The organism is Trueperaceae bacterium (assembly GCA_023954415.1).
Lineage (GTDB): Bacteria > Deinococcota > Deinococci > Deinococcales > Trueperaceae > JAAYYF01.
Genome location: JAMLIB010000004.1, coordinates 129144 through 149352, shown reverse-complemented (window position 1 = coordinate 149352; position 20209 = coordinate 129144). Strand labels below are relative to the sequence as shown.

The window sequence follows — 20209 nt, the reverse complement described above, 5'->3', positions numbered from 1 at the left end:
GTGCCGCCCGGTAGGCGTACGCCTAGCGTCGCTCGGCCTCGACCCCGGCGACGCGCCCGCGCGCCCGGCTCCCTAGGTCTGGAACACGCCGAGGCGCATCTCGCCGGCCTGCGTGTCGGTGGCGCAGGCGTCGAGCGCCCGGATCAGCCTGGCGCGCAGCTCGTCCGGCAGCACGACCTCGTCGACCCACAGCCGGGCGGCGCCGTAGCGGATGTCGAGGGCGGCGGCGTAGTCGGCCTTGACGCGCTCGTAAAGGTCCGCGAGGGCGGTGTCGTCCGGTTCGGCGCCGGAGCGTGCTAGGCGCGCGGCCTGGATGTCCATGATCGTCTTGGCGGCCTGCTGGGCGCCCATCACGCTGTAGCGGGCGCTCGGCAGGGCGAAGATGAAGCGCGGGGCGTACGCCTTGCCGCTCATGGCGTAGTGGCCGGCCCCGTACGAGCCGCCCATGATCACGCTGAGGCGCGGCACGACGCTGTTGCTCACCGCGCTCACGAGCTTGGCGCCGCGCCTGATGATCCCTTCCTGTTCGCTCTCGCGCCCCACCATGAAACCGTTGACGTCGTGGAAGAAAACGATGGGCACGCCGGCCTGGTTGCAGTCGAGCACGAACCGGGCCGCCTTGTCTGCGGCGTCGGCGTAGATCACTCCCCCAACCTCTAGGCGGCGGGAGCGCTTGACGACGAGCTTCTGGTTGGCGACGACGCCGACAGCGTAGCCGCCGATGCGCCCCCAGCCGGTCACGAGGGTCGGTCCGTAGTCGCGCTTGAACTCGTCCAGCTCCGAACCGTCGAGCAGGCGCGCGAGCACTTGTCTGACGTCATAGGTCTGCGTGCCGCCGTCCACTGGAAGGATGCCCGTCAGCTCGTCCCCGTCGAAACGCGGCGCGACCGTCGGCTTGCGCCCCGCCGCCCACCGCGCCACGGGCCGCTCCGCGTACGTCGCGGCGAGCCGTCTCAGGCGCCAGATGGCGCGGTCGTCGTCGGGCTCCTTGAAGTCGACGGTGCCGGACGTGTCGGAGTGCATGGCGGCGCCGCCGAGCTCCTCGCTCTCGACCTGCTGACCGATGGCGGCGCGCACGAGCGCCGGGCCCGCCAGGTAGAGGCCGGAGCCTTCCGTCATGACGAGCGTGTCGCACATGACCGGCAGGTAGGCGCCGCCCGCCACGCAGTTGCCCATGATGGCGGCGAGCTGCGGGATGCCGGCCGCGCTCATCCTGGCGTTCAGGTAGAACACGCGGCCGAAGTCGTCCTGATCGGGGAAGATCTCGTCCTGCATGGGCAGGTAGACGCCCGCGGAGTCGACGAGGTAGACGGTCGGGATGCGGTTCTCGTACGCGATCGTCTGGGCGCGGATGACCTTCTTGGCCGTTATCGGGAAGAACGCGCCCGCCTTCACCGTCGCGTCGTTGGCGATGACCATCCAGTCGCGCCCGGCGACCTTGCCGATGCCCGTGATCACGCCGCCGGCCGGCGCGCCGCCCTCGTCTGGGTACATGCCGAAGCCGGCGAACGTCATGAGCTCGTCGAACCCCGCGCCTTCGTCGAGGAGGCGCGCGATCCGCTCGCGGGCCGTCAGGCGGCCCTTCGCATGCTGCCTGGCGGCAGCCGCGAGGCCCCCGCCCAGCGCGACCGCGCCGCGCTGCTCGCTCAGACGCTCCCGCTCAGTGGCCCAGGCGCGCCTGTTCGTGTGGAAGGGCGCCGCACGGCGCTTCTCGAGCGCGATGCCCTCGCCCAGCCCGGCGGGGCCGTCCGGCCCGCCCTGCCCGGCGGAACGCTGCCCGGCGGAACGCTGCCCGGCGGAACGCTGCCCGGCGGAACGCCGGCCCTCGCTCACCGCGCCGAGGTCGCGAGCACCACCAACAGACCGCCGCCCGCGTTCTCGAGCGCGTGCTCGGTGTGCGCCACGAGGCTCAGTAGCTTGCCCTTACCGAGGCGGGTGGTCGCGCCTCCCGAGCGCACGAGCGCCTCGCCTTCCAGAACTTGGTAGACGACGCTCCCGGCGGGGCTGCTCGGCTCATCGCCTTGTCCGGCCTCGAAGCAGATGAGCTCCACGAGCAGCTCAGCCTCCTCCACCAAGGTCCGGCGTTGCACGGACTCGAGTGAGAAGCGCCTGGCTCCGCTGATCGTTACCGTCTTCACGTTCGCCTCCCAGGACGATGGTGCTAGCGAATGTCTCGGAGCTAGCGTACTACCTGGGCGCGGCTCCGCGGTCTCCCGCCGGCTCGGGCATGTGGCAATAGGGGCAAGGTCTGTGGATAACCCGGCGGTCTTGACAAGCACCCGTTCCGACTGGTAGGGCGGGGATCGTTCGGGGCGACCGCGAGAGATGCCGTCAGGGACGCTAAGTTCACAAACATCTCGTGCTCATCGGGCGGCTGGCGAAGGCCCGGTTCCGCACTCGCCGCTTGTCCACAAGCCTGTGGAGAACGGGCCCTCTTTGTGGATAACTCCGTTAGCCCGATGAACACGGGGCAAGGGACCAAACGGCGCTCCTCCGGTCCAACCACTGCATGCGCCCGGGTGCCGTATGCACGAACCGCACGCCCGCGAGGCCTTGCTATGAGGGGTCGCTAACGCCTTGCGCCATGGCACCGACCACACGCCCGCGAGGCCATCCGGGCGCGGGCGCCCCCGCAGCCTCAGACCAGCGTCACGCTCGCACCCTTGGCGGCCATCACGAAGGCTCTGACGGCCTCCGGGTCCTTGACGCCGGGCCGCGCCTCCACCCCGCTCGCCACGTCGACGGCGTACGGCTCGAGGGCCAACACCGCCGCGGCGACGTTGTCGGGCGTCAGGCCGCCGGCGAGCACGAGCCGCGGCCAGGCGCGCCAGGCCGGCGCGGCGGCGTCCCAGGCGAACGCGAGGCCGGAACCGGGCGTGGCGGCGTCGAGCAGGACGGCGTCCGCTCCGTAGTCGCCGAGGTCGGCAGGCGTGAGCCCGGGGGTGAAGGGGAGCGCGCGCAGGACCTTCGTGGCCTTGGCCACCTCGCGGGCGTAGGCGGCGGACTCGCCGCCGTGGAGCTGGACGCCCGTGAGGCGCAAGCCGTGGACCAGGCCGCCGACCTCGGCGAGGTCGGCGTCGACGAACACGCCGATCCGCGCTATGAACGGGCCGAGCGCCGAACAGACTTCCGCCGCCACCTCCGGCGTCACCCGCCGCCTCGAGCCCGGAGCGAAGATCAGGCCGACGGCGTCCGCCCCCGCCGCCTCGGCCACCAGGGCGTCGGCGACGGACGTGATGCCACAGACCTTCACCCGCACCGGCCTTCCGCTCCCGACCGCGCGCGCCGTCACGCTCACCATCCCACGTCGCGGACGTGCTGGAGGCTGTAACCGCCCTCATCGCCCAATAGGACGACAGCGTCGAGGCGCAGCCGCGCGCCGGCCCCGCCACCGGCCGCCTGCGCGTAGTGCATGGCCGCGCGCCTCAATCGCCGGAGCTTGCGGGCGTCGATGGCCTCGAGGGGGTGTCCGAAGCGCGCGTCCTTGCGCTGCTTGACCTCGACCACGACGATGACGGACCCGTCCTCCATGACGAGGTCGAGCTCACCGCCGCGTAAACGGTAGTTGCTGGCCAGGTGGCGGTAGCCGAGCTTCTCGAGGTGACCACGCGCCGCCGCCTCGGCCCAATGCCGCTCGGCGCGCGCGCCGTTCATCTGGTCGGTATCACTTCCACGCGCTCGGCGTCGGCCCAGAGGCCCTCGAGGTCGTAGAAGTCGCGGGCCTCCGGGCTCATCAGGTGGACGACGACCGGGCCGTAGTCGATGAGCACCCAACGTTCGGACGGGCCCTCGACGCCGCGCGCCAACCGGCCCTCCGCCTTGCAGCGCACCAGCACTTCCTCCTCCAACGCCCTGAGCTGGAGGCTGGACTCGCCGCTCGCCACGATGAAGCAGTCGAGCGTCTCGGACACGCTCCGCAGGTCGAGGACGCTGATGTCGACCGCCCGCTTGTCGTCGAGCGCGTCGACTATCGTCTGCACGCCTTCTGGTAGGCCCTCGGCCTCCCGGTGCTGTTCTCTCGTCAAGATCCCTCCGGCGGCTGCCCGCCTGGCACTTGTCACTCGCCAGCGTCGCCGCTGGCTACGGTCGAGTCGGTCCTCACGGACGTCCTGGAGATGGCGTCGGCGCCGAGCACGAGCTCGAGCTGCACCGAACGCCGCTGGACGGGCGAGAAACGGTCGATCTGCTGCTTGCCGACGTTGAGCATGTCGGCGTAGTAGTCGGCGTCCTCCCACGAGGCGAGCGTGGCGAGGAGGCGTGTGGGCGACTGGTCGCCGGCCGAGCCCGTGCGCGTGATGATGTTGGCCTCCGGAACGCCGAGGGCCAGAAGGTGGTCGACGTACCAGTCGAGCGCCCCGGGCTGCCCGCTGCTGTCCGTCACGAGGAGCGTGGCGTCGGGGGCCTCCTTGAACGTGCGGGCCTCGCCGCCGAAAGTGGCGGCCATGAAGGCGTTGACCGCCGCGGGATCGTAGTAAACGACCCCGGGGACGCCGTCCTCCTTCTCGTAGTTGGGCAAGGTGGCGGTGTTGGCCAGGACGAGGCCGCCCACCCGCTGGACGAGCTCGCGCGCGATGGTGATGGTCGCGTTCGTCTCGACATCGCTGAAGAACGTGTCCATCAGCTCCGGCACCTTCGTGACGGCGCGCACGTTGAGATCCTTCACCTTCTGGAGCAGCGCGTAAGCTAGCCGCTTGACGTTGTCGATCCTGTCGATGTCGCCCCGCAGCGAGTGGCGGAAGCGGACGAACTTGGCGGCGTCCTCACCGCTCATGAGGCGGGGACCGGCCGCGAAATGGATGTGCAGGTTGCCGGCGTTGTCGTCGTAGTCCATGCGGTACGGCACGTCGACCACCACGCCACCAAGGGCGTCGACGAGGTTCTGGAAGATGTCGAGCTTGATGATCACGTAGTAGTCGATGGGGACCCCGAGGATGGCCTCGACGTGCTCCAGGAGCCCCTGAGCCCCGTACCACGCGTACATGGAGTTGATCCTGGCGACCTCGGCCGTCAACCAGAGGTCGCGGGGGATGGCGACGACCGAGATGTCGTCGCCCTGGATATCCACGTAGAGGATGGTGTCCGTCAGGGTGCCCTCGGCGCCGTGATAGCCGCGGAAGTTCCAGGCGACGATCTCCCCGTTCGCCCCGTATACGGGCGTGGAGGTGCCGTTGTAGACGACGTCGCGACCCGCGATCAGGAAGCTGGCGTGGAACTCGTCGTCCTCGAGGCCGATCAGGCGGCGCTGGTCGTCGCTGAGCGCCTTGCGGTCGACGTCGCGCGTGAGCCAGTAGCCCGCCAACCCGACGACCGCCACCAGGATGCCGAGAAGCGAGAGCAGGCGCGCCCGTCTACGCGTCATGCCGACCCGCCGACGAGAAGCTGGCGTAGGCCGCCAAAGTGGCGTGATGGACCGGTTTGCCGGTGCGGCGAAGGTAATCCACCTTCGAGGCGACCGCCTGCCGGTACGCCGCCCCGAGGTCGAGCATGGCCAGCTCCCTGAGGTCGTCGTTGACGCCGCGACCCGGCTCGCACACGTCTGCGACGTAGACGCTCATCCCGACCATGTGGCCGTCCGGCACGCCGAAGACGTGCCCTTCCACCGCCTCGAGGACCACCGCGTCCGTCACCCCCCACCGCTCGGCCAGCGTGCGAGCCGCGCGGCCGTGCAGGACGATGGGGTGCTCGGCCTCCAACTCACACTCAGGCGGGGCGAGGCGCTTGAGCTGCTCGTCGCGCATGTCGCGGGCCGCGTCGTGAAGGACGGCGGCGAGCGCCACCTCCTCGAGCTCCTCGGCGGAGAAGCCGTTCGACTTGCCGATGGCGAGCGCGGTCTGCGCGACGCGCAGGATGTGTCCGAAGCGCTCCTCCGTGACGGACGCACGCACCAGCCGACAGTAAGGGGCGACGAGAGGGTTGTCGCAGGGCGCCTCGGCCTGCCGCGGGCTTGGCGGGTTCGCGTGGTCGGAGCTAGGTCTCAAGTTCTCCTCGTTTGCACCCCGCCGTGACGGCGGGGCGGCGTTGACGTGAAGTTAGCATGCGCTCGGACGCCGGCAGGTAGGGTCTGGGCGACCGCCTACTCCGTCTCGTCCAGTCCGCCCCGGTCCTCTTCTTGTTCTTGCTCTTCCCCCGCGAGGCCGCCGGCGGTGGGGCCGTCCTCGTCGAACTCGCCGCCCGGCTCCCCCTCCAACCCCTCCAGGTAGCGCTTGCCGGCGCGGTCGGCGTCCGCCTGCGACGGCACGGCAGGCTCGGCGGCGGTGTCGTCGAAGTAGTCGAAGATCGCGCCGCCGATCTGCACCTCGTCGCCCGAGCGGGCGCCGGCCTGCTTGAGCAGTTGGTTGACGCCCTGCCCCTTGAACGTGTGCTGCAGGTAGGCGACCGCCTCCGGGTTGGCGGGGTCGAAGCGCGCGACCACGGCCTCGAGCTCGCTGCCGGTCACGACCCAGCCCGTGCCGGACATGTCGCGCTTGACTACCACCGGCTCCAGCCTCACGCGCGGCGTCGCCGTCTCGGCCACGGGCCGCGGCCGGGGCGGCAACAGCTCGAACAGGCGCTCCTTGAGGTCGTCTAGCCCGATGCCGTCCAGGGCGGACACGGCCGCGAAGGGCATGCCGACGTCGTCGAACTCGGTCTCGACCAACGCCAGCTCGTCGGGCGTCACCAGGTCCGTCTTGTTGAGCACGAGCAGCGCGGGACGCTCGAGCAGCTCGGGGTCGTACTCGCCCAGCTCGAAACGCAGGGCGGCCAGGGTCTTGGCCGGGGCGTCGGAGACGTCGAGCACGAAGACGAGGAGGCGGGTCCGGGAGATGTGCCGCAGGAACTCGAGGCCAAGGCCCTTGCCCTTGTGGGCGTCCTCGATGATGCCGGGGATGTCGGCCATGGTGAGGCGCCGCATGTCCAGGTCGACGACACCCAGGTTCGGGCTGAGCGTCGTGAAGGGGTAGGAGGCGATGGCCGGCCTGGAGTTCGAGAGGGCGGCCAGAAGGCTCGACTTGCCGGCGTTGGGGTAGCCGACGAGCCCCACGTCCGCGATGGTGCGCAGCTCAAGGCGCAGCCGGCGGCTGACGCCCGGCGCCCCCTTCTCGGCGAAGCGCGGGGCGCGCCTGGTGCTGGTCGCGAACGTCGAGTTGCCGCGCCCGCCGCTGCCGCCGGCGGCGGCGACGGCCGTCTGGCCGACCTCGACCAGGTCGGCGACGAGCTCGCCCGTGTCGCGGTCGGTGGCCAGCGTGCCGACGGGCACGTCGATGTAGAGGTCGCCGCCGCCCAAGCCGGCCTTGTTGCGACCCTCGCCCTGTTGACCGACGGGGGCCTTGAAGTGGGTGCGGCCCACGAGCCGGTCGAGCGACGTTATGTCGTCCACCGCGCGCAGCAGGACCGAGCCGCCCTTGCCGCCGTGCCCGCCGTCGGGGCCGCCCTTGGGTATGTACTTGAGGCGCATGAACGACAGGCCGCCGTCGCCGCCCTTGCCGCCGTGCACTTCGATGTCTAGTACGTCCCTGAACGCCACGACTCTCACTCGCTCCATGAAGAACGCGGCCCCGCCCGGAGCCGCGTTCGAGGACTCAAACCTCGATGATCATCCAGGCGCCGCCAAGCGCCGGAGACGCGCTCAGTCCGCCGCCACCGCGTCGGAGCCGCCGGCGTTCGCTTCGATGCTGACGAAGCGGCCCTTGGCGCCCTTGTCGTGGAAGCGCACCACGCCGTCGCGCAGGGCGAAGAGCGTGAAGTCCGAGCCGACGCCGACGTTGCGGCCGGGGTGGAAGCGCGTGCCGCGCTGCCGCACCAGGATGTTGCCCGCGAGGACGACCTGGCCGTCGAAACGCTTGACACCCAGGCGCTGGGAGGTGGAGTCGCGTCCGTTGCGGGTGCTACCGACGCCTTTCTTGTGTGCCATCTCGAGCCTCTCCTCGTCGCCTCAGCCGCGGATGCCCGTGATCCGCACGCTGGTGAACTCTTGCCTATGGCCCGTGTGGCGACGATAGTTGGCCTTGGCCTTGAACTTGTAGATATGGATCTTCTCGCCGCGCCCGTGACCGACGACCTCGGCCGTGACGCTGGCGCCCGCGACGTGCGGGGCGCCGACCTTGACGGTCTCGCCGCCGATGAGCAGTACGGGCAGCTCCACGGTGGCGCCGGGTTCGGCCGCTATCTTCTCCACCTGTAGCACGTCGCCCTCAGCCACGCGATACTGCTTGCCACCCGCTTCAACGATTGCGAACATCTTCTCGACCTCCGGCCCGCGGCACGCTAAGCGACGCTAGCAGGCCCACGCCATCTGAACGCTTCGCACCGGACTCGCCGTTCGCCACGGCGGCCCGATACCAGAACTGGCATTGTAGCGGAAAAGGGTGCCGGATGACAACTGACCTTGGAAGAGCGACGCGCCCGGTGCTATAGCATCGCTACGCGATGGCAGACCTTGAGGCCGGCACGAGGACGAGCGTACCCGAACTGATGAGCCCGGCGGGCCACTGGCCGCAACTGCGCGCCGCTGTGGAAGCCGGGGCCGACGCCGTGTACTTCGGTCTCGGCCACTTCAGCGCCCGCTCCAAGGTCGGCTTCGCGCTCGACGAGGTGCCGGACGTGATGCGCGAGCTGCACGGCCGCGCCGTGCGTGGCTACGTCACCTTCAACACGTTGGTCTTCGACGACGAGCTGACGGCGGCCAGACGCGCCCTCGAGGCGCTCGGAGCCGCCGGAGTCGACGCCGTGATCGTGCAGGACGTCGCCGCCGTCGCGCTGGCGCGCGAGGTGGCGCCCGACGTCGAGGTGCACGGGTCGACCCAGATGTCGATCACCAGCGCCCAGGGCGCGGAGCTGGCACGCTCCTTCGGCTGCGCCCGCGTGGTGCTCGGCCGCGAGCTGAGCCTGACCGACATCGCACGCGTCCGCCAGGCCACGGACGTCGAGCTGGAAGTGTTCGTGCACGGGGCGCTGTGCGTGTCCTACTCCGGGCAGTGCTTCTCGAGCGAGGCGTGGGGAGGCCGGAGCGCCAACCGGGGCCAGTGCGCCCAAGCCTGCCGTCTGGTGTACGACCTCCTCGTAGACGGTGAACGGCGTGACCTCGGCGAGTACCGCTACCTCCTCTCGCCCGGCGACCTGTACGCGCTCCACCAGGTGCCCGAGCTGGCGCGGATCGGGGTGAGCTGCCTGAAGATCGAGGGGCGTTACAAGGACGCCGACTACGTCGCCCTCACCACCGCGGCCTACCGCGAGGCGCTCGACGCGTACGCCGCGGCGCGCCCCCCGCGGATCGGAGAGGCGGAGGAGCGCGACCTTGCGCAGGTCTACTCGCGGGGGCTCGGACCGTGGTTCATGCAGGGCACGGACCATCAGCAGGTCGTGATCGGGCGCGCGCCGCGCCACCGCGGGGTGAAGGTGGGTGAGGTGGCCGCGGTCGAGGCGGACGGCGTCAGGGTGCGGCTCGCCGCCCCTGCCACCGCGACCGCGACCGCTGCCCACGGCGCGCCGGAGCGCGACGGCGGCGTCGCCGTCAAGCCCGGCGACGGCGTGGTCTTCGACGCGGCCCACCGCCGGAGCCCCGAGGAGCGCGAGGAGGGCGGCCCCGTCGTGCGCGCCGAGCCGGCGGGCAGCGGCGAGGTGAGGCTGGCGTTCCTCCGCGGGAGCGTCGACCTAGGCCGCGTCGCGCCCGGCGACTGGCTGTGGCGCACCCACGACGCCGACGTGGCCGCCAAGGCCAGGCCCTACTTGAGCACCGCCGAGCCCCTGTACACGCGCGCGCTCCGCCTGGAGGTCGGCGCGCGCGTCGGCGCGCCGCTCGTGATCACCGGGCACGCCACCGGCCCAAGGGGCGAGGTGAGCGCGACGGTCGCCGGCACTGCGCCCCTGGTCGTCGCGACGCGCCACGGGCTGGACCTCGAGCAGGCGCGGCGCCAGCTCGGGCGGCTGGGCGGCACGCCGTACCACCTGGGCGAGCTGAACCTCACCACTACCGGCGAGCCGTTCGTGCCGGTCAGCGAGCTGAACCGGCTCAGGCGCGAGCTCGTCGAGCGGCTGCAGGCGGCGCGCCTCGACGTGAGCGCGCGACTCGCGGACGGCACGGCCCGGAACGCATCGTCGGGCGCGGCGGCTCAGCGACCGGCCCCCGGGCCCGGTGGGCAGGCACCCGCCGTCGCTCCGAGGACCGGCACCGCCCGCGCGCCCGGGCCTGGGGCGCGGGCCCCGAACGCCGGCGGCCGCCTGCACCTGCTCGTGCGCACCCCCGAACAGCTCGATGCCGTGCTGGAGGCGGTCGCCGACCGCTCGGCCGCCCTGCCCATCGCCAGCGTGACCCTCGACTACCTCGAGCTGTACGGCCTCAGGCCGTCGGTGGAACGCGCGCACGAGGCGGGGATCGCGGTCCGCGTCGCGTCGCCCCGCGTCCTGAAGCCAACGGAGCAGAACGTCGTCAGGTTCCTCCTGGGGCTGGGGGCCGGCATCCTCGTGCGCTCCGGCGGGCTGCTGCACGACCTCGCGCGCCTGAACGCCGACGAGCGCCCCGAGCTGCACGGCGACTTCAGCCTGAACGTCACCAACGCCGGCTCGGCCGACGCCTACCTCGCCCTCGGGTTGAGCGGCTTCGCGCCCGGCCACGACCTCAACGGCAAGCAGGTCGCCGAGTTGGCCGCCGCCGTGGGGGGCGAGGCCGTCGAGGTCATCGCCTACCACCACCTGCCCGTCTTCCACACGGAGCACTGCGTCTTCTGTCGGTTCCTGTCCGACGGGCACGACTTCCGCGACTGCGGTCACCCGTGCGAGACGCACCGCCTCGCCCTGCGGGACGCGCGCGGGCGCGAGCATCCGGTCCTCGCTGACGTCGGGTGCCGCAACACCGTCTTCGGCGGCGAGGCGCAAGTGGCCACTAAGCACCTCGCCGCCTGGTGGGAGGCCGGCGTCCGCGACTACCGCCTGGAGTTCGTCCACGAGGATGCCGCGGCCGTCCTGGCGGTCACGCGGGCGTTCGCCGGCGCGCTTGCGGCCACCGCGTCTGGCGACTACCGCCCGGCGCTCTTGGAGGAGCGCCTGGCGGGCGCCGTCGGCGCCACGACGGAAGGCAGCCTGTACGTGCCGCGCAAGGCGGCCGCCGTCCAGCTCTAGGCGGTCGTCCTCCACCCGGCCGGCGAGCGCCCGCGACCGCCGCCCTAGAACAGCCACGGGATGAGCACCAGTCCGACCGCCGCCATCAGGAGCTGGAGCGGCAGACCGACCCTCACGAAGTCGACGAAGCGGTACGCCCCCGGCCCCACGACGAGGGTGTTGACCGGCGTCGCCATCGGCGTGCAGAACGACGCCGCCGACGCGAGCGCCACCATCATCAGCGCGCCTTCCGGCGCGACGCCGACCGTGGTAGCGGCGCCGAGGGCGACAGGGGCGAGCAGCACGGCGGTGGCCGTGTTGGACATGAGCTGGCCGAGGCTCGCCGTCAGGAGGTAGATGCCGGCCAACAGGACCAGCTCGCCCGACCCGCCGAACGCGGCGACCATCCCGTCGGCGACGAGCCGCACGCCGCCGGTCAGCTCGAACGCCGTCGCCAACGGCAGCATGCCGGCGATGAGCACGACCGACTGCCACTGGATGGAGCGGTAGGCCTCCTCGGCCGAGAGGCAACGCGTGCCCACCAAGGCCACGGCCGCCAGCATGACGGCCACGACAGGCTCGAGCCAGCCGGCCGACATGCTGACGAGCATGAGCAGCATGATGACGGCCGCGACAGGGGCGAGGCGCCGCCTGGGGGCGAGGCGCTCGCCGCCGGCCTCGCTGAGCACCACCGCGTCGAGGCGCTCGCCCTCGAGCCTCGCGATGGCCGCCAGGGTGCCCTGCACCAGGAGGGTGTCGCCGAAGCGCAGGCTCGTCTCCGCCAGGCGCAGCTCACCGCTGCCCTCCGTCACCTGCTCCTGGCCGCGCCGCAGAGCCACGACCTGGACCCGGAACCGTTCGCGGAAACGGAGTTCGGCGAGCGTCCTACCGAGCCAGCCTGACCGCGGGGTGAGCAGGACCTCGGCGAAGGCGAGGTTCGCCGGCACGGTGCCCTCGAGCCCGTCGACCGTCTCGAGCGGTGCGCCCGCCTCGGACGCGGCAGCGGCCAGGCCGTCCGGACCGCCCTGCAGGAGCACGCGGTCGCCCTCGCTCAGCTCCGTGGCAGGACCCAGGCGCTTGGAGTGGCCGAGGTGGCGGCGCGACCGGCGGCCGCTCCGCACCGCCTCCGGCTCGGTGTCGACCGCCAGGACCCGCACGCCGTGGCGCTCCGGCCAGGCGAGCGCCCCGAGGCTCGAGCCGATGACGGGCGAGCCGGGTGCGAGCGTCAGCCGCTTGAGCCTGGCAGTGAGCCCGAAGCGCTCCGCCACCGCGCTCAGGTCGTCCGCCCTGACCCGACCCGCGTCGCCCGGCGTGGACGGAGCGGCAGCCGGCAGCAGGCGCCGCCCCACGAAGGCCATGTAGGCCGTGGCGACCGCGAGCATCGCCAACCCAAGCGGCGTGAACCGGAAGAAGCCGAAGGGCGCCCGGCCTGCGCCCTCGAGCGCCTGCGAGACGACGAGGTTCGGCGGGGTGGCGATCAGCGTCAGCATGCCGCCGACGAGCGCCGCGTACGCCACCGGCATGAGGAGCTTGCTCGGGCTGACCTTCGCCCGCCACGCCATGGCGGCGGCGATCGGCAGCATGACGGCCACCGTGCCGGTAGAGCTCATGAAGCCCGAGAGGAGGCCGGTCGCGAGCATGGTCGCCACCACCATGGCGGCCTCGGAGCGGCCGGCGACACGCCCTAGCAGCCTGCCCACCGCCCCGGCCAGCCCCGTGTTCACCAAGGCGAAGGACACGACGAAGAGGCCGGCGATCATCACGACGAGCGGGTCGGCGAACCCCGCGAGCGCCTGGCGCGGCGTGAGCACGCCCGTGAGGATCAGGGCCAGGACGACGAGCAGGGCGACCATGTCGAGCCTCACCCTGTCCGAGACGAAGAGCGCTACGGCGCAGCCGAGGATCAAGAAGACGGTCAACGTGGCGCCTGCCATACCCCAAGGTACGGTCTCGGAGTGCGTCCCGGGGAGGTCGGAAGCCCCGAAATGCCGGTTCCTGGCAGCCATCCGACGTGAGGTTTTCCACATGAGCGCCTTTTTCCCCTATCCCATCGCCACGTGTCGGGATTTTCTCGCGCCCCATCCCCTATACTCTCGGCGAGTTCATGAAAGGAGCTCAAGCATGGCCAAGGCTAAGAGCCCGAGCAAGAAGGCAGACAAGACCGTGAGCAAAGCCGACCTCGTCGCCGAAGTCGCGGAAGCCACCGGTCAGTCGAAGAAGGCCGTCAAGGAGACGATGGATTCTCTCCTCGCTTCCATGACCTCCAGCATCTCCAAGGGCAACAAGGTCACGCTGACCGGCTTCGGCACGTTCGAGGTCCGCAAGCGCAAGGCCCGCACCGGCGTCAAGCCCGGCACGACCGAGAAGATCAAGATCCCGGCCAGCCAGTACCCCGCCTTCAAGGCCGGCAAGAGCCTGAAGGACACCGTGAGCGGCAAGAAGCCCACCGCCAAGAAGGCCCCGGCCAAGGCGGCCGCCAAGAAGAAGTAAGCGCCTTCTCGCAGAAGTCGCTTCTTTTCTTTTAGGGGCGAGCGGGACCGAACGGTCTGGCTCGCCCCTGTCCTTATTGGATCCGTTCGGGGGCTACGCGCGACGGCCGGGCCCGGTCAGTCTGCCCCTAGGAGCGCGGCCTGGGCCGCGAGCGCGAGGCCGCGCGCCGAACCGTGCGGCGCCAACGCGATGACGTCGGGCTCCTCGGCGACCGCCGGCACCTCGAGGGTGGCGAACTGGGAAGCCACGAGCGCCGGTGGGAAGAAGTGGCCGTGCCGCCGGCCGAGGCGCTCCTCGATCTCGGCTCGGTCTACCTCGAGGTAGACGAAGCGGACCCCGGGCCCCGCCCCGCGCAGCACGTCGCGGTAGACGCGCCGCAGCGCGCTGCAGGCCACGACGACGCCGCGGCCGGTAGCACCGTCGCCAGCGGCCCCCAGGGCGGTTGCGGCGGCATCGGCCTCCAGCGCAGCCCCGCCGCCCGCCGACGCGCCGGCTCCAACCGACCCGCCCACCAACCCGCCAGCCAGCGTCGCCTCGACGCGCTCGAGCCACGGCCACCTGTCCTCGTCCGTCAACGGGGTGCCGGCCGCCATCTTCGCCTTGTTGGACGCCGGGTGCAGGTCGTCGCCGTCGACGAAGGTGGCGCCCAGGAGGCGTGCCAGCTCGGCGCCGACGGTGCTCTTCCCGGAGCCGGACACGCCCATGACGACCACGGCGTGACCCACCCGCTAACCCTTGTGGCGGTAGAGGGTCTCCCCCGCCTTGGCCACGTACAGGACGCCCTCGTCCTCCCTGCCGATCCAGTCGGCGGGGTCGATCGTGGCCGGGTCGAGGTAACCGAGGGCGAGCTCGGCGCACTTCTCCGGTGGGACGCGCGAGGCCAGCGTGACCTTGGCGCGCGGGTACTCGACCCCGTCCGCGAAGCGGCCGTCGCCCCGCACGTGCGTCGAGTGGGCGAGGACCCCGAGCGGGACGTCCGCGAACCGGTCCCACTGCTTCAGGAAGTACTCCAGGACGTGGTAGCCGATGGCCTCGATGTGCTCGCCGTGCACCGCGCTGATCTCGCTCAGGTGCGGCGCGTAGATGATCAGCTCGCCGCCTTCAGCAAGGGCGGGCTCGAGCTTGTACATCGCCTTGCCGGCCGTCCACAGCTCCTCGTACATGGGTGGGGCGCAGGAGAGCACGCGCTCGAACGGGCGGTCGACCCAGCGCACGTGGCGTGCGCTCGACAGGTCGGCGGCGGCCGACCAGGCGCGATAGACGTCGCCGATGAACACGCCGGCGAGGTCCTTGCCCTCGACCACGACGGCCGCGAGCGTCACCGGCGTGCTCAGGAGCTCGGCGGCGGCGTGGATCATGGCCCTGACGGGCGTGTCCTTGATGCCGATGGTGCCCCTGACGCCCGCCAGCGCGCCGAGCCAGTGGGTGACGTTGATCATGTCGTGGCCGCTGATGCCCGGGAACAGGTACTTGGCGCCGCCGGAGTAGCCGACGACCTCGTGCGGGAAGGTCGGGCCGATGATGAGCACGTGGTCGCTCTCCACGGCCGCCCGGTTGAGGCGCACGTCCACGTCGCCGCCGAGCGTCGGGTGCCAGCGCTCGCCGGCGATCTCCTTGACGCGCGCCTGCGTGAGCGTGCCGATGCTCACGAGGGTGTCCGGCTCGTACCACGCATGGTTGACGATACGCACGCCGGGGTAGTCGCGCGCCTTCTCCTCGGCGGTGAGGCCGACGAGGCGCAGCAAGTGGTCGTCGGCGAGCGGCACGTGGGTGCCGAGCGCGACCATGAACGTGACCGCCGCTGCGTCGTCCAGCGCGCGCATGGCGCCCCTGAAGAGGAGGGGGAGCGGCACCGTGCGCGTGTGGTCGGGGATCAGGACCAGGACGCGCTGGTCAGTGAACCTGCCGGCGAGGCCGGCGTTCAGTGAGGTGAGCACCTGCTCTGCGTCCAGCACTGCCCCGGGCTCGGCCACCAGCGCTACGCTCAGGCCGTCGGGCGGGCCGGAGCTCGTGGAAGGAGCGCCTGCGGCGGCGGCTCGTCTTCGGTCTGAGTTCTCCATGTCCTACACAGCCTAGTCCGTCTGGCCGCCGCCGGTCACGACCGGCCCAGTCGTGCCGGCCACCTGGCGAGCGGCCCGCCGTCCCGACCGACCGAGTGCGCCCCGTGGCGGCGGCGCGGCATCGACATGACCGCGGTCAACGCCCTGGCGCGCTCGCAGGGCATACCATCCGGGCGTGACGACGCAAGCAGACCCTCAGACCCACCGGCGCGAACCGCGCGTCATGGTCGTTTACGCCACCATGTTCGGCGCCACCGAGGAGGTGGCTGAGACCGTGAGCCACGCCCTCGCCGCGGAGCTCGACGCTGAGGTGCAGTGCCGCGACGCCGGCTGGCTGGACTTCGCGGAGCTCGAGGACCAGGACCTGATCGTCATAGGCTCCTGCACCTGGAACATCGGGCAGCTGCCCAGCGACTGGGAGGCCCGCCTCCAAGAGCTCGCCCAGCGCGACCTGCGCGGCAAGCTCGTGGCCCTCTTCGGCACGGGCGACGCGCGCGGCTACCCGGACACGTACCTCGACGCGCTCGACGCCATCGCCAAGGCGGCCACGGCGGCCGGTGCGACCCTGATAGGCGAGTGGTCGACGGCCGGCTACCGCTTCGCCGGCTCGCTCGCCCTGCGCGGCAGCAACTTCGTCGGCCTCGCGCTCGACCAGGACAACGACGACGACCTCACCGACGCGCGCATCGGCGTCTGGTGCGCGCAGTTGGCCAACGAGGTCGAGCGGGCGGGTCGGTCGTCCACACCAGTGACAGGTATAGTCGCGTCAGAATGCCTGACACCCACGTGAGCGCGCACGACCACGCCGTAGCGCGCGGCGCATGGGGCGCACCGGACGCGCGTAGCGTCCCGGCGCTCCTGCGCGCACGCGCCGATGACCCCGGCACCGCCCTGCGCGTCAAACGCCTCGGGCTCTGGGAGAAGATCAGTTGGGCCGAGTACGCGCGGCGCGTCAACGCCCTCGCACGCGAGCTGATCCACCTCGGGCTCGAGCGGGGCGAGCGCGTGGCGATCCTCTGCGAGAACCGGCCTGAATGGCTCATCGCGGACCTCGCCGTCCAGACTGCCGGGGGCGCCACCGTCGGCGTCTACACGACGAGCAGCCCCGAGCAGCTCGCCTATCACGTCAACCATTCGGACTCCGTCGGCCTCGTCCTCGAGGACGCCGAACAGCTCGAGAAGTGGCTCGCGGTGCGCGAGAGGTGCCCGAGCGTGCGCTGGGTGCTCGTTGTCGAGCCGGAGGACGTGGACGGCACCGTCCCTTGGGAAACGACGCTGGCGGCGGGCGCGGAGCGCTACGCGGCCGACCCGGGGCCGGTCGAGGCCCGCCTGGCAGCCGTGGCGCCGGACGATGTCGCACTCTTCATCTACACGTCCGGCACGACCGGCAACCCCAAGGGCGCCATGTTGTCGCACGCCAACCTCCTCTGGGCCATCGACTCGCTGGCCGACGTCGTGTCCATGTCCGGGCGCGACGAGCTCCTCTCCTTCCTGCCCCTCTCGCATATCGTCGAGCGGCTCATCAGCGTGACGGCGCCCTTGCGGTTCGGCTATACCGTGTCGTTCACGGAGAACCTCGATACCGTGCTGACCAACCTGCAGGAGATCCGCCCCACGGTCTTCTTCGCCGTGCCGCGCATCTGGGAGAAGCTCCACTCGCTCGTCGAGCTGCACATGAAGGACGCGAACCCGATCAAGCGCGTGGCCTACGGCGCGGCGCTCGGGGCCGCGCGCGGGGGCAACCCGCTGGGGGTGGCGCTCGCGCAGCTCGCCGTGCTGCGGCTACTGAGGCTGAGGCTCGGCCTCGACCGCGTGCGCATCGCCATCTCGGGCGCCGCGCCGATCGCGCCGGAGATCATCGCCTACTTCCGGACGCTTGGCGTCGACGTGCGCGAGGGCTTCGGCCTGACCGAGTCGACGGGCCTCATAGCCATCCACCGCGGCGACGGGCGGCTCGGCACGGTCGGGCGGCCGTTCAAGGGCGTCGAGGTGCGCATAGCCGATGACGGCGAGATCCTGAGCCGCAGCCCCGGCAACTTCCTCGGCTACCACAAGGACCCGGCCGCCACGGAGGAGGCGCTCGCGGGCGGCTGGCTGCGCACGGGCGACGTCGGCGCGCTCGACGACGACGGCCAGCTGCGCATCACGGACCGCAAGAAGGACATCCTCATCACCGCGGGCGGCAAGAACATCGCCCCGCAGAAGATCGAGAACCAGCTCAAGTCCTCGGCGTACATCAACGACGCCGTCGTGATCGGCGACCGCCGCAAGTACCTCACGGCGCTGCTCGTGCTCGACGAGGACAACGTCACGTTCTGGGCGGCAGAGAAGCAGCTCTCCTACTCGACTTACACGGACCTGGCGAGCAACCCGGAGGTGCGCGAGCTCATCGAGGGCGAGGTGCAGCGCGTGAACGCGACGCTCGCGCGCGTCGAGACCATCAAGAGGTTCGCCATCCTGCCCAAGCGGCTCTACCACGAGGACGGCGAGGTGACCGCGACCCTGAAGGTGAAGCGCTCGAGCGTCGCCCGCAAGTACGCGGACCTGATCGAGGAGATGTATGCCTGACCGCCGTCCCGCTCGCCCCGAGGCGCACCCCGGCGCCCCGACCCCGCCGACGAGGAGCCCAAGTGCTCTTCCGTGAGCGCTACGAGCACGAGCTGCGGCTCGTCAGGGGCTCCCAGGCCTGGGTGATCGCCGGACTGGCCGGCGCGCTCCTCTTGGCCCTGCCCTTCCTGGTCAAGGGCTACCTCGTGTACAACATGACGCTCTTCCTCGTGTACGCGCTCGTGGCCCTCTCGTTGTCCGTGCTCGTCGGGTTGACCGGCCAGGTGTCGCTCGGGCACGCGGGGTTCCTGGCGGCCGGAGCGTACGTCTTCGTGCTGGCTACGCAGAACGGCTTCCCATACCTCCTGGCGGTCCTAGCGGCCGTGCTCGTCTCGGCCGTCCTCGGCGTCGTGATCGGCGTGCCGGCTCTGCGGCTCGAGGGGCCCTACCTCGCCATCGCCACGCTCGGCTTCGGGCTGGCCATCCAGCAGATCCTGACCAACTGGCGCCTGGTGGGCGCCTCGACGGGCACGCTCGTCGACCGGCCCGTCATCTTCGGCATCGACTTCTACGGCGACCGCGCGTACTACTACCTCGTGCTCGCGCTGGCCGGGTTCGTCACCTGGATGCTCTTCAACCTCGAGCGCTCGCACATCGGGCGGGCGTTCAGGGCCACGCGCGACGCCGACCTCGCGGCACAGATGAGCGGCATCGGGCTGGCGCGCTACAAGACGTTGGCGTTCGTCATCTCCGCCGCCGTCGCCGGCTTGGCGGGCGCCCTCTACGGCCCGCTGGTCGGTTACATCACGCCGGAGGGCTTCAACCTGCTGCTCTCCATCAAGTTCCTCCTCATGACGGTCGTCGGTGGGCTCGGTTTCCTGCCCGGCGCGCTGTTGGGCGCCGGCTTCATCACGGGGCTCGACCTCATCCTCTCCACCTTCCGCTCCTGGTCGCAACTGACGTTCGGCGCCGTGGTCATCGCCGTCATGATGCTCGAGCCGGCGGGGCTGTACGGGCGCTGGCTCAAGATCAAGCAGTTCTGGAAGTCGTGGCCGCTATGACGCCGACCGCGGGAACGCACCGATGAGCGGCTTCGACCAGTTCGTGCAGGCCCTGGTCAGCGGCGCCAGCGTCGGCAGCGTCTACGCGCTCGTCGCCCTCGGCCTCGTCCTCCTCTACCGCACGACGCGCATCCTCAACTTCGCCCACGGCGACCTGGGCGTGGCCGGCACGTTCGTCGCGTACACCCTCCTCACCCAGCTCAGGCTGCCGTTCGGGCTCGCCTTCCCGCTCGCGCTCGTGGCCGCCGCCGTCATCGGGATGCTCGTCTACCTGCTCCTGGTCCGGCCAGCCAAGAACCAGACCGAGCTCGGACTCCTCATCCTGACGCTCGGCCTGGCGCTCGCGCTCGGCGGCCTCGACGCGCTCGTGTTCGGCACCGACAACAAGCTCGTGCCTACGGTCGTGGCGGACAGGATCCTCCGGTTCGGCGGCGTCTCCTTGAGCCTCGTCTCCATCGTGACGTCGCTGCTCGGCGTCGTCCTGATGCTGGCCCTCTGGGCGCTCCTCTCGTTCACTAAGCTCGGCGTCGCGATGCGCGCCGTCGCGCAGCGGGAGGACGTGGCCGAGGCGATGGGGCTGCCGGTGCGCACGGTCCTCATGGCCACGTGGGCGGCGGCGGCCGTGCTCGCCGCCGCCGCGGCGCTCCTCTTCGCCCCTACCACCCTGCTCAACCCCAACATGATGCTCGACCCCTTGAGCAAAGGGTTCGTCGCCGCCGTCATCGGCGGCATGAACTCCCTGCCCGGCGCGGTGGTCGGGGCCTACATCCTCGGGGTCCTCGAGCTGCTCGTCGGCCTGTACGTCTCGCTCGAGTTCAAGGCGTCGTTCGCCTTCCTCGTCGTGGTGCTCGTCCTGGTGCTGCGGCCCCACGGGCTGCTCGGCAGGGCGGACGTCAAGCGCGTCTGACGCGCGCGCGTTTCCCGAAGCCCCCGACCTGACCTCCGAGCGCCGCTCTCGGTGCGTGATACGTTGATGAC

At 71.1% G+C, this 20209-nt stretch carries 19 protein-coding genes; 6 read left to right on the top strand and 13 right to left on the bottom strand.

Annotation, left to right across the window (positions count from 1 at the left end; genetic code table 11):
- Positions 1 to 72: 72 nt before the first annotated feature.
- The 10 genes from M9914_06365 to rplU all read right to left on the bottom strand — a co-directional run bounded on the left by M9914_06365 (position 73) and on the right by rplU (position 8218).
- Complete coding sequence (locus M9914_06365; GenBank protein MCO5173801.1) at positions 73 to 1833, bottom strand: acyl-CoA carboxylase subunit beta; 1761 nt, start codon at positions 1831 to 1833, stop codon at positions 73 to 75.
- Complete coding sequence (locus M9914_06360; GenBank protein ID MCO5173800.1) at positions 1830 to 2138, bottom strand: cupin domain-containing protein; 309 nt, start codon at positions 2136 to 2138, stop codon at positions 1830 to 1832. Before M9914_06360 ends, M9914_06365 begins: the two co-directional genes overlap by 4 nt.
- 500 nt (positions 2139 to 2638) lie before the next feature.
- Positions 2639 to 3259 carry a phosphoribosylanthranilate isomerase gene (locus M9914_06355; GenBank protein ID MCO5173799.1) on the bottom strand — a complete coding sequence of 207 codons (621 nt, stop codon included), beginning with the start codon at positions 3257 to 3259 and terminating at the stop codon, positions 2639 to 2641.
- Between the two features lie 35 nt (positions 3260 to 3294).
- The gene (locus tag M9914_06350; protein MCO5173798.1) at positions 3295 to 3654 is read right to left on the bottom strand and encodes a YraN family protein; all 360 of its coding nucleotides are present in this window, start codon (positions 3652 to 3654) and stop codon (positions 3295 to 3297) included.
- On the bottom strand, positions 3651 to 4025 hold the full coding sequence (rsfS, locus tag M9914_06345) for a ribosome silencing factor (protein MCO5173797.1): 375 nt from the start codon (positions 4023 to 4025) through the stop codon (positions 3651 to 3653). The genes M9914_06350 and rsfS overlap by 4 nt, the downstream gene beginning before the upstream one ends.
- Before the next feature lie 32 nt (positions 4026 to 4057).
- The gene (locus tag M9914_06340) at positions 4058 to 5359 is read right to left on the bottom strand and encodes an LCP family protein (protein MCO5173796.1); all 1302 of its coding nucleotides are present in this window, start codon (positions 5357 to 5359) and stop codon (positions 4058 to 4060) included.
- Positions 5349 to 5885 carry a bis(5'-nucleosyl)-tetraphosphatase (symmetrical) YqeK gene (gene yqeK / locus M9914_06335; GenBank protein ID MCO5173795.1) on the bottom strand — a complete coding sequence of 179 codons (537 nt, stop codon included), beginning with the start codon at positions 5883 to 5885 and terminating at the stop codon, positions 5349 to 5351. The genes M9914_06340 and yqeK overlap by 11 nt, the downstream gene beginning before the upstream one ends.
- Before the next feature lie 188 nt (positions 5886 to 6073).
- On the bottom strand, positions 6074 to 7522 hold the full coding sequence (gene obgE / locus M9914_06330; protein ID MCO5173794.1) for a GTPase ObgE: 1449 nt from the start codon (positions 7520 to 7522) through the stop codon (positions 6074 to 6076).
- An 84-nt stretch (positions 7523 to 7606) separates the two neighbouring features.
- Positions 7607 to 7891 carry a 50S ribosomal protein L27 gene (gene rpmA / locus M9914_06325; GenBank protein ID MCO5173793.1) on the bottom strand — a complete coding sequence of 95 codons (285 nt, stop codon included), beginning with the start codon at positions 7889 to 7891 and terminating at the stop codon, positions 7607 to 7609.
- A 21-nt stretch (positions 7892 to 7912) separates the two neighbouring features.
- Complete coding sequence (gene rplU, locus M9914_06320; GenBank protein MCO5173792.1) at positions 7913 to 8218, bottom strand: 50S ribosomal protein L21; 306 nt, start codon at positions 8216 to 8218, stop codon at positions 7913 to 7915.
- 188 nt (positions 8219 to 8406) lie between these two features.
- Between rplU and M9914_06315 the strand changes: the two genes are divergently transcribed.
- Positions 8407 to 11094 carry a U32 family peptidase gene (locus M9914_06315; GenBank protein MCO5173791.1) on the top strand — a complete coding sequence of 896 codons (2688 nt, stop codon included), beginning with the start codon at positions 8407 to 8409 and terminating at the stop codon, positions 11092 to 11094.
- Between the two features lie 44 nt (positions 11095 to 11138).
- Here M9914_06315 and M9914_06310 read toward each other — a convergent pair whose 3' ends face one another.
- The gene (locus tag M9914_06310; GenBank protein ID MCO5173790.1) at positions 11139 to 13007 is read right to left on the bottom strand and encodes an SLC13 family permease; all 1869 of its coding nucleotides are present in this window, start codon (positions 13005 to 13007) and stop codon (positions 11139 to 11141) included.
- Positions 13008 to 13236: 229 nt separating this feature from the next.
- On the opposite strand from M9914_06310, the gene M9914_06305 reads away from it, so the two are divergent.
- A complete protein-coding gene (locus M9914_06305; GenBank protein MCO5173789.1) occupies positions 13237 to 13563 on the top strand; it encodes an HU family DNA-binding protein in 327 nt (108 codons plus the stop codon).
- 116 nt (positions 13564 to 13679) lie between these two features.
- On the opposite strand, the gene M9914_06300 is transcribed toward M9914_06305, so the two are convergent.
- Together M9914_06300 and M9914_06295 are read right to left on the bottom strand one after the other, a co-directional pair.
- A complete protein-coding gene (locus M9914_06300; GenBank protein MCO5173788.1) occupies positions 13680 to 14288 on the bottom strand; it encodes a gluconokinase in 609 nt (202 codons plus the stop codon).
- A gap of 3 nt (positions 14289 to 14291) precedes the next feature.
- Positions 14292 to 15623, bottom strand: coding sequence for a lactate racemase domain-containing protein (locus M9914_06295; protein MCO5173787.1), 1332 nt, complete (start codon positions 15621 to 15623; stop codon positions 14292 to 14294).
- A 175-nt stretch (positions 15624 to 15798) separates the two neighbouring features.
- On the opposite strand from M9914_06295, the gene M9914_06290 reads away from it, so the two are divergent.
- The 4 genes from M9914_06290 (at position 15799) to M9914_06275 (ending at position 20138) form a co-directional block, all read left to right on the top strand.
- Positions 15799 to 16413 carry a flavodoxin gene (locus tag M9914_06290; GenBank protein MCO5173786.1) on the top strand — a complete coding sequence of 205 codons (615 nt, stop codon included), beginning with the start codon at positions 15799 to 15801 and terminating at the stop codon, positions 16411 to 16413.
- On the top strand, positions 16395 to 18191 hold the full coding sequence (locus M9914_06285; GenBank protein ID MCO5173785.1) for a long-chain fatty acid--CoA ligase: 1797 nt from the start codon (positions 16395 to 16397) through the stop codon (positions 18189 to 18191). Before M9914_06290 ends, M9914_06285 begins: the two co-directional genes overlap by 19 nt.
- 62 nt (positions 18192 to 18253) lie before the next feature.
- Positions 18254 to 19231 (top strand): branched-chain amino acid ABC transporter permease, encoded by a 978-nt coding sequence (locus M9914_06280; protein MCO5173784.1) that lies wholly within the window; start codon positions 18254 to 18256, stop codon positions 19229 to 19231.
- Between the two features lie 22 nt (positions 19232 to 19253).
- Positions 19254 to 20138, top strand: coding sequence for a branched-chain amino acid ABC transporter permease (locus M9914_06275; protein ID MCO5173783.1), 885 nt, complete (start codon positions 19254 to 19256; stop codon positions 20136 to 20138).
- Positions 20139 to 20209 lie beyond the last annotated feature (71 nt).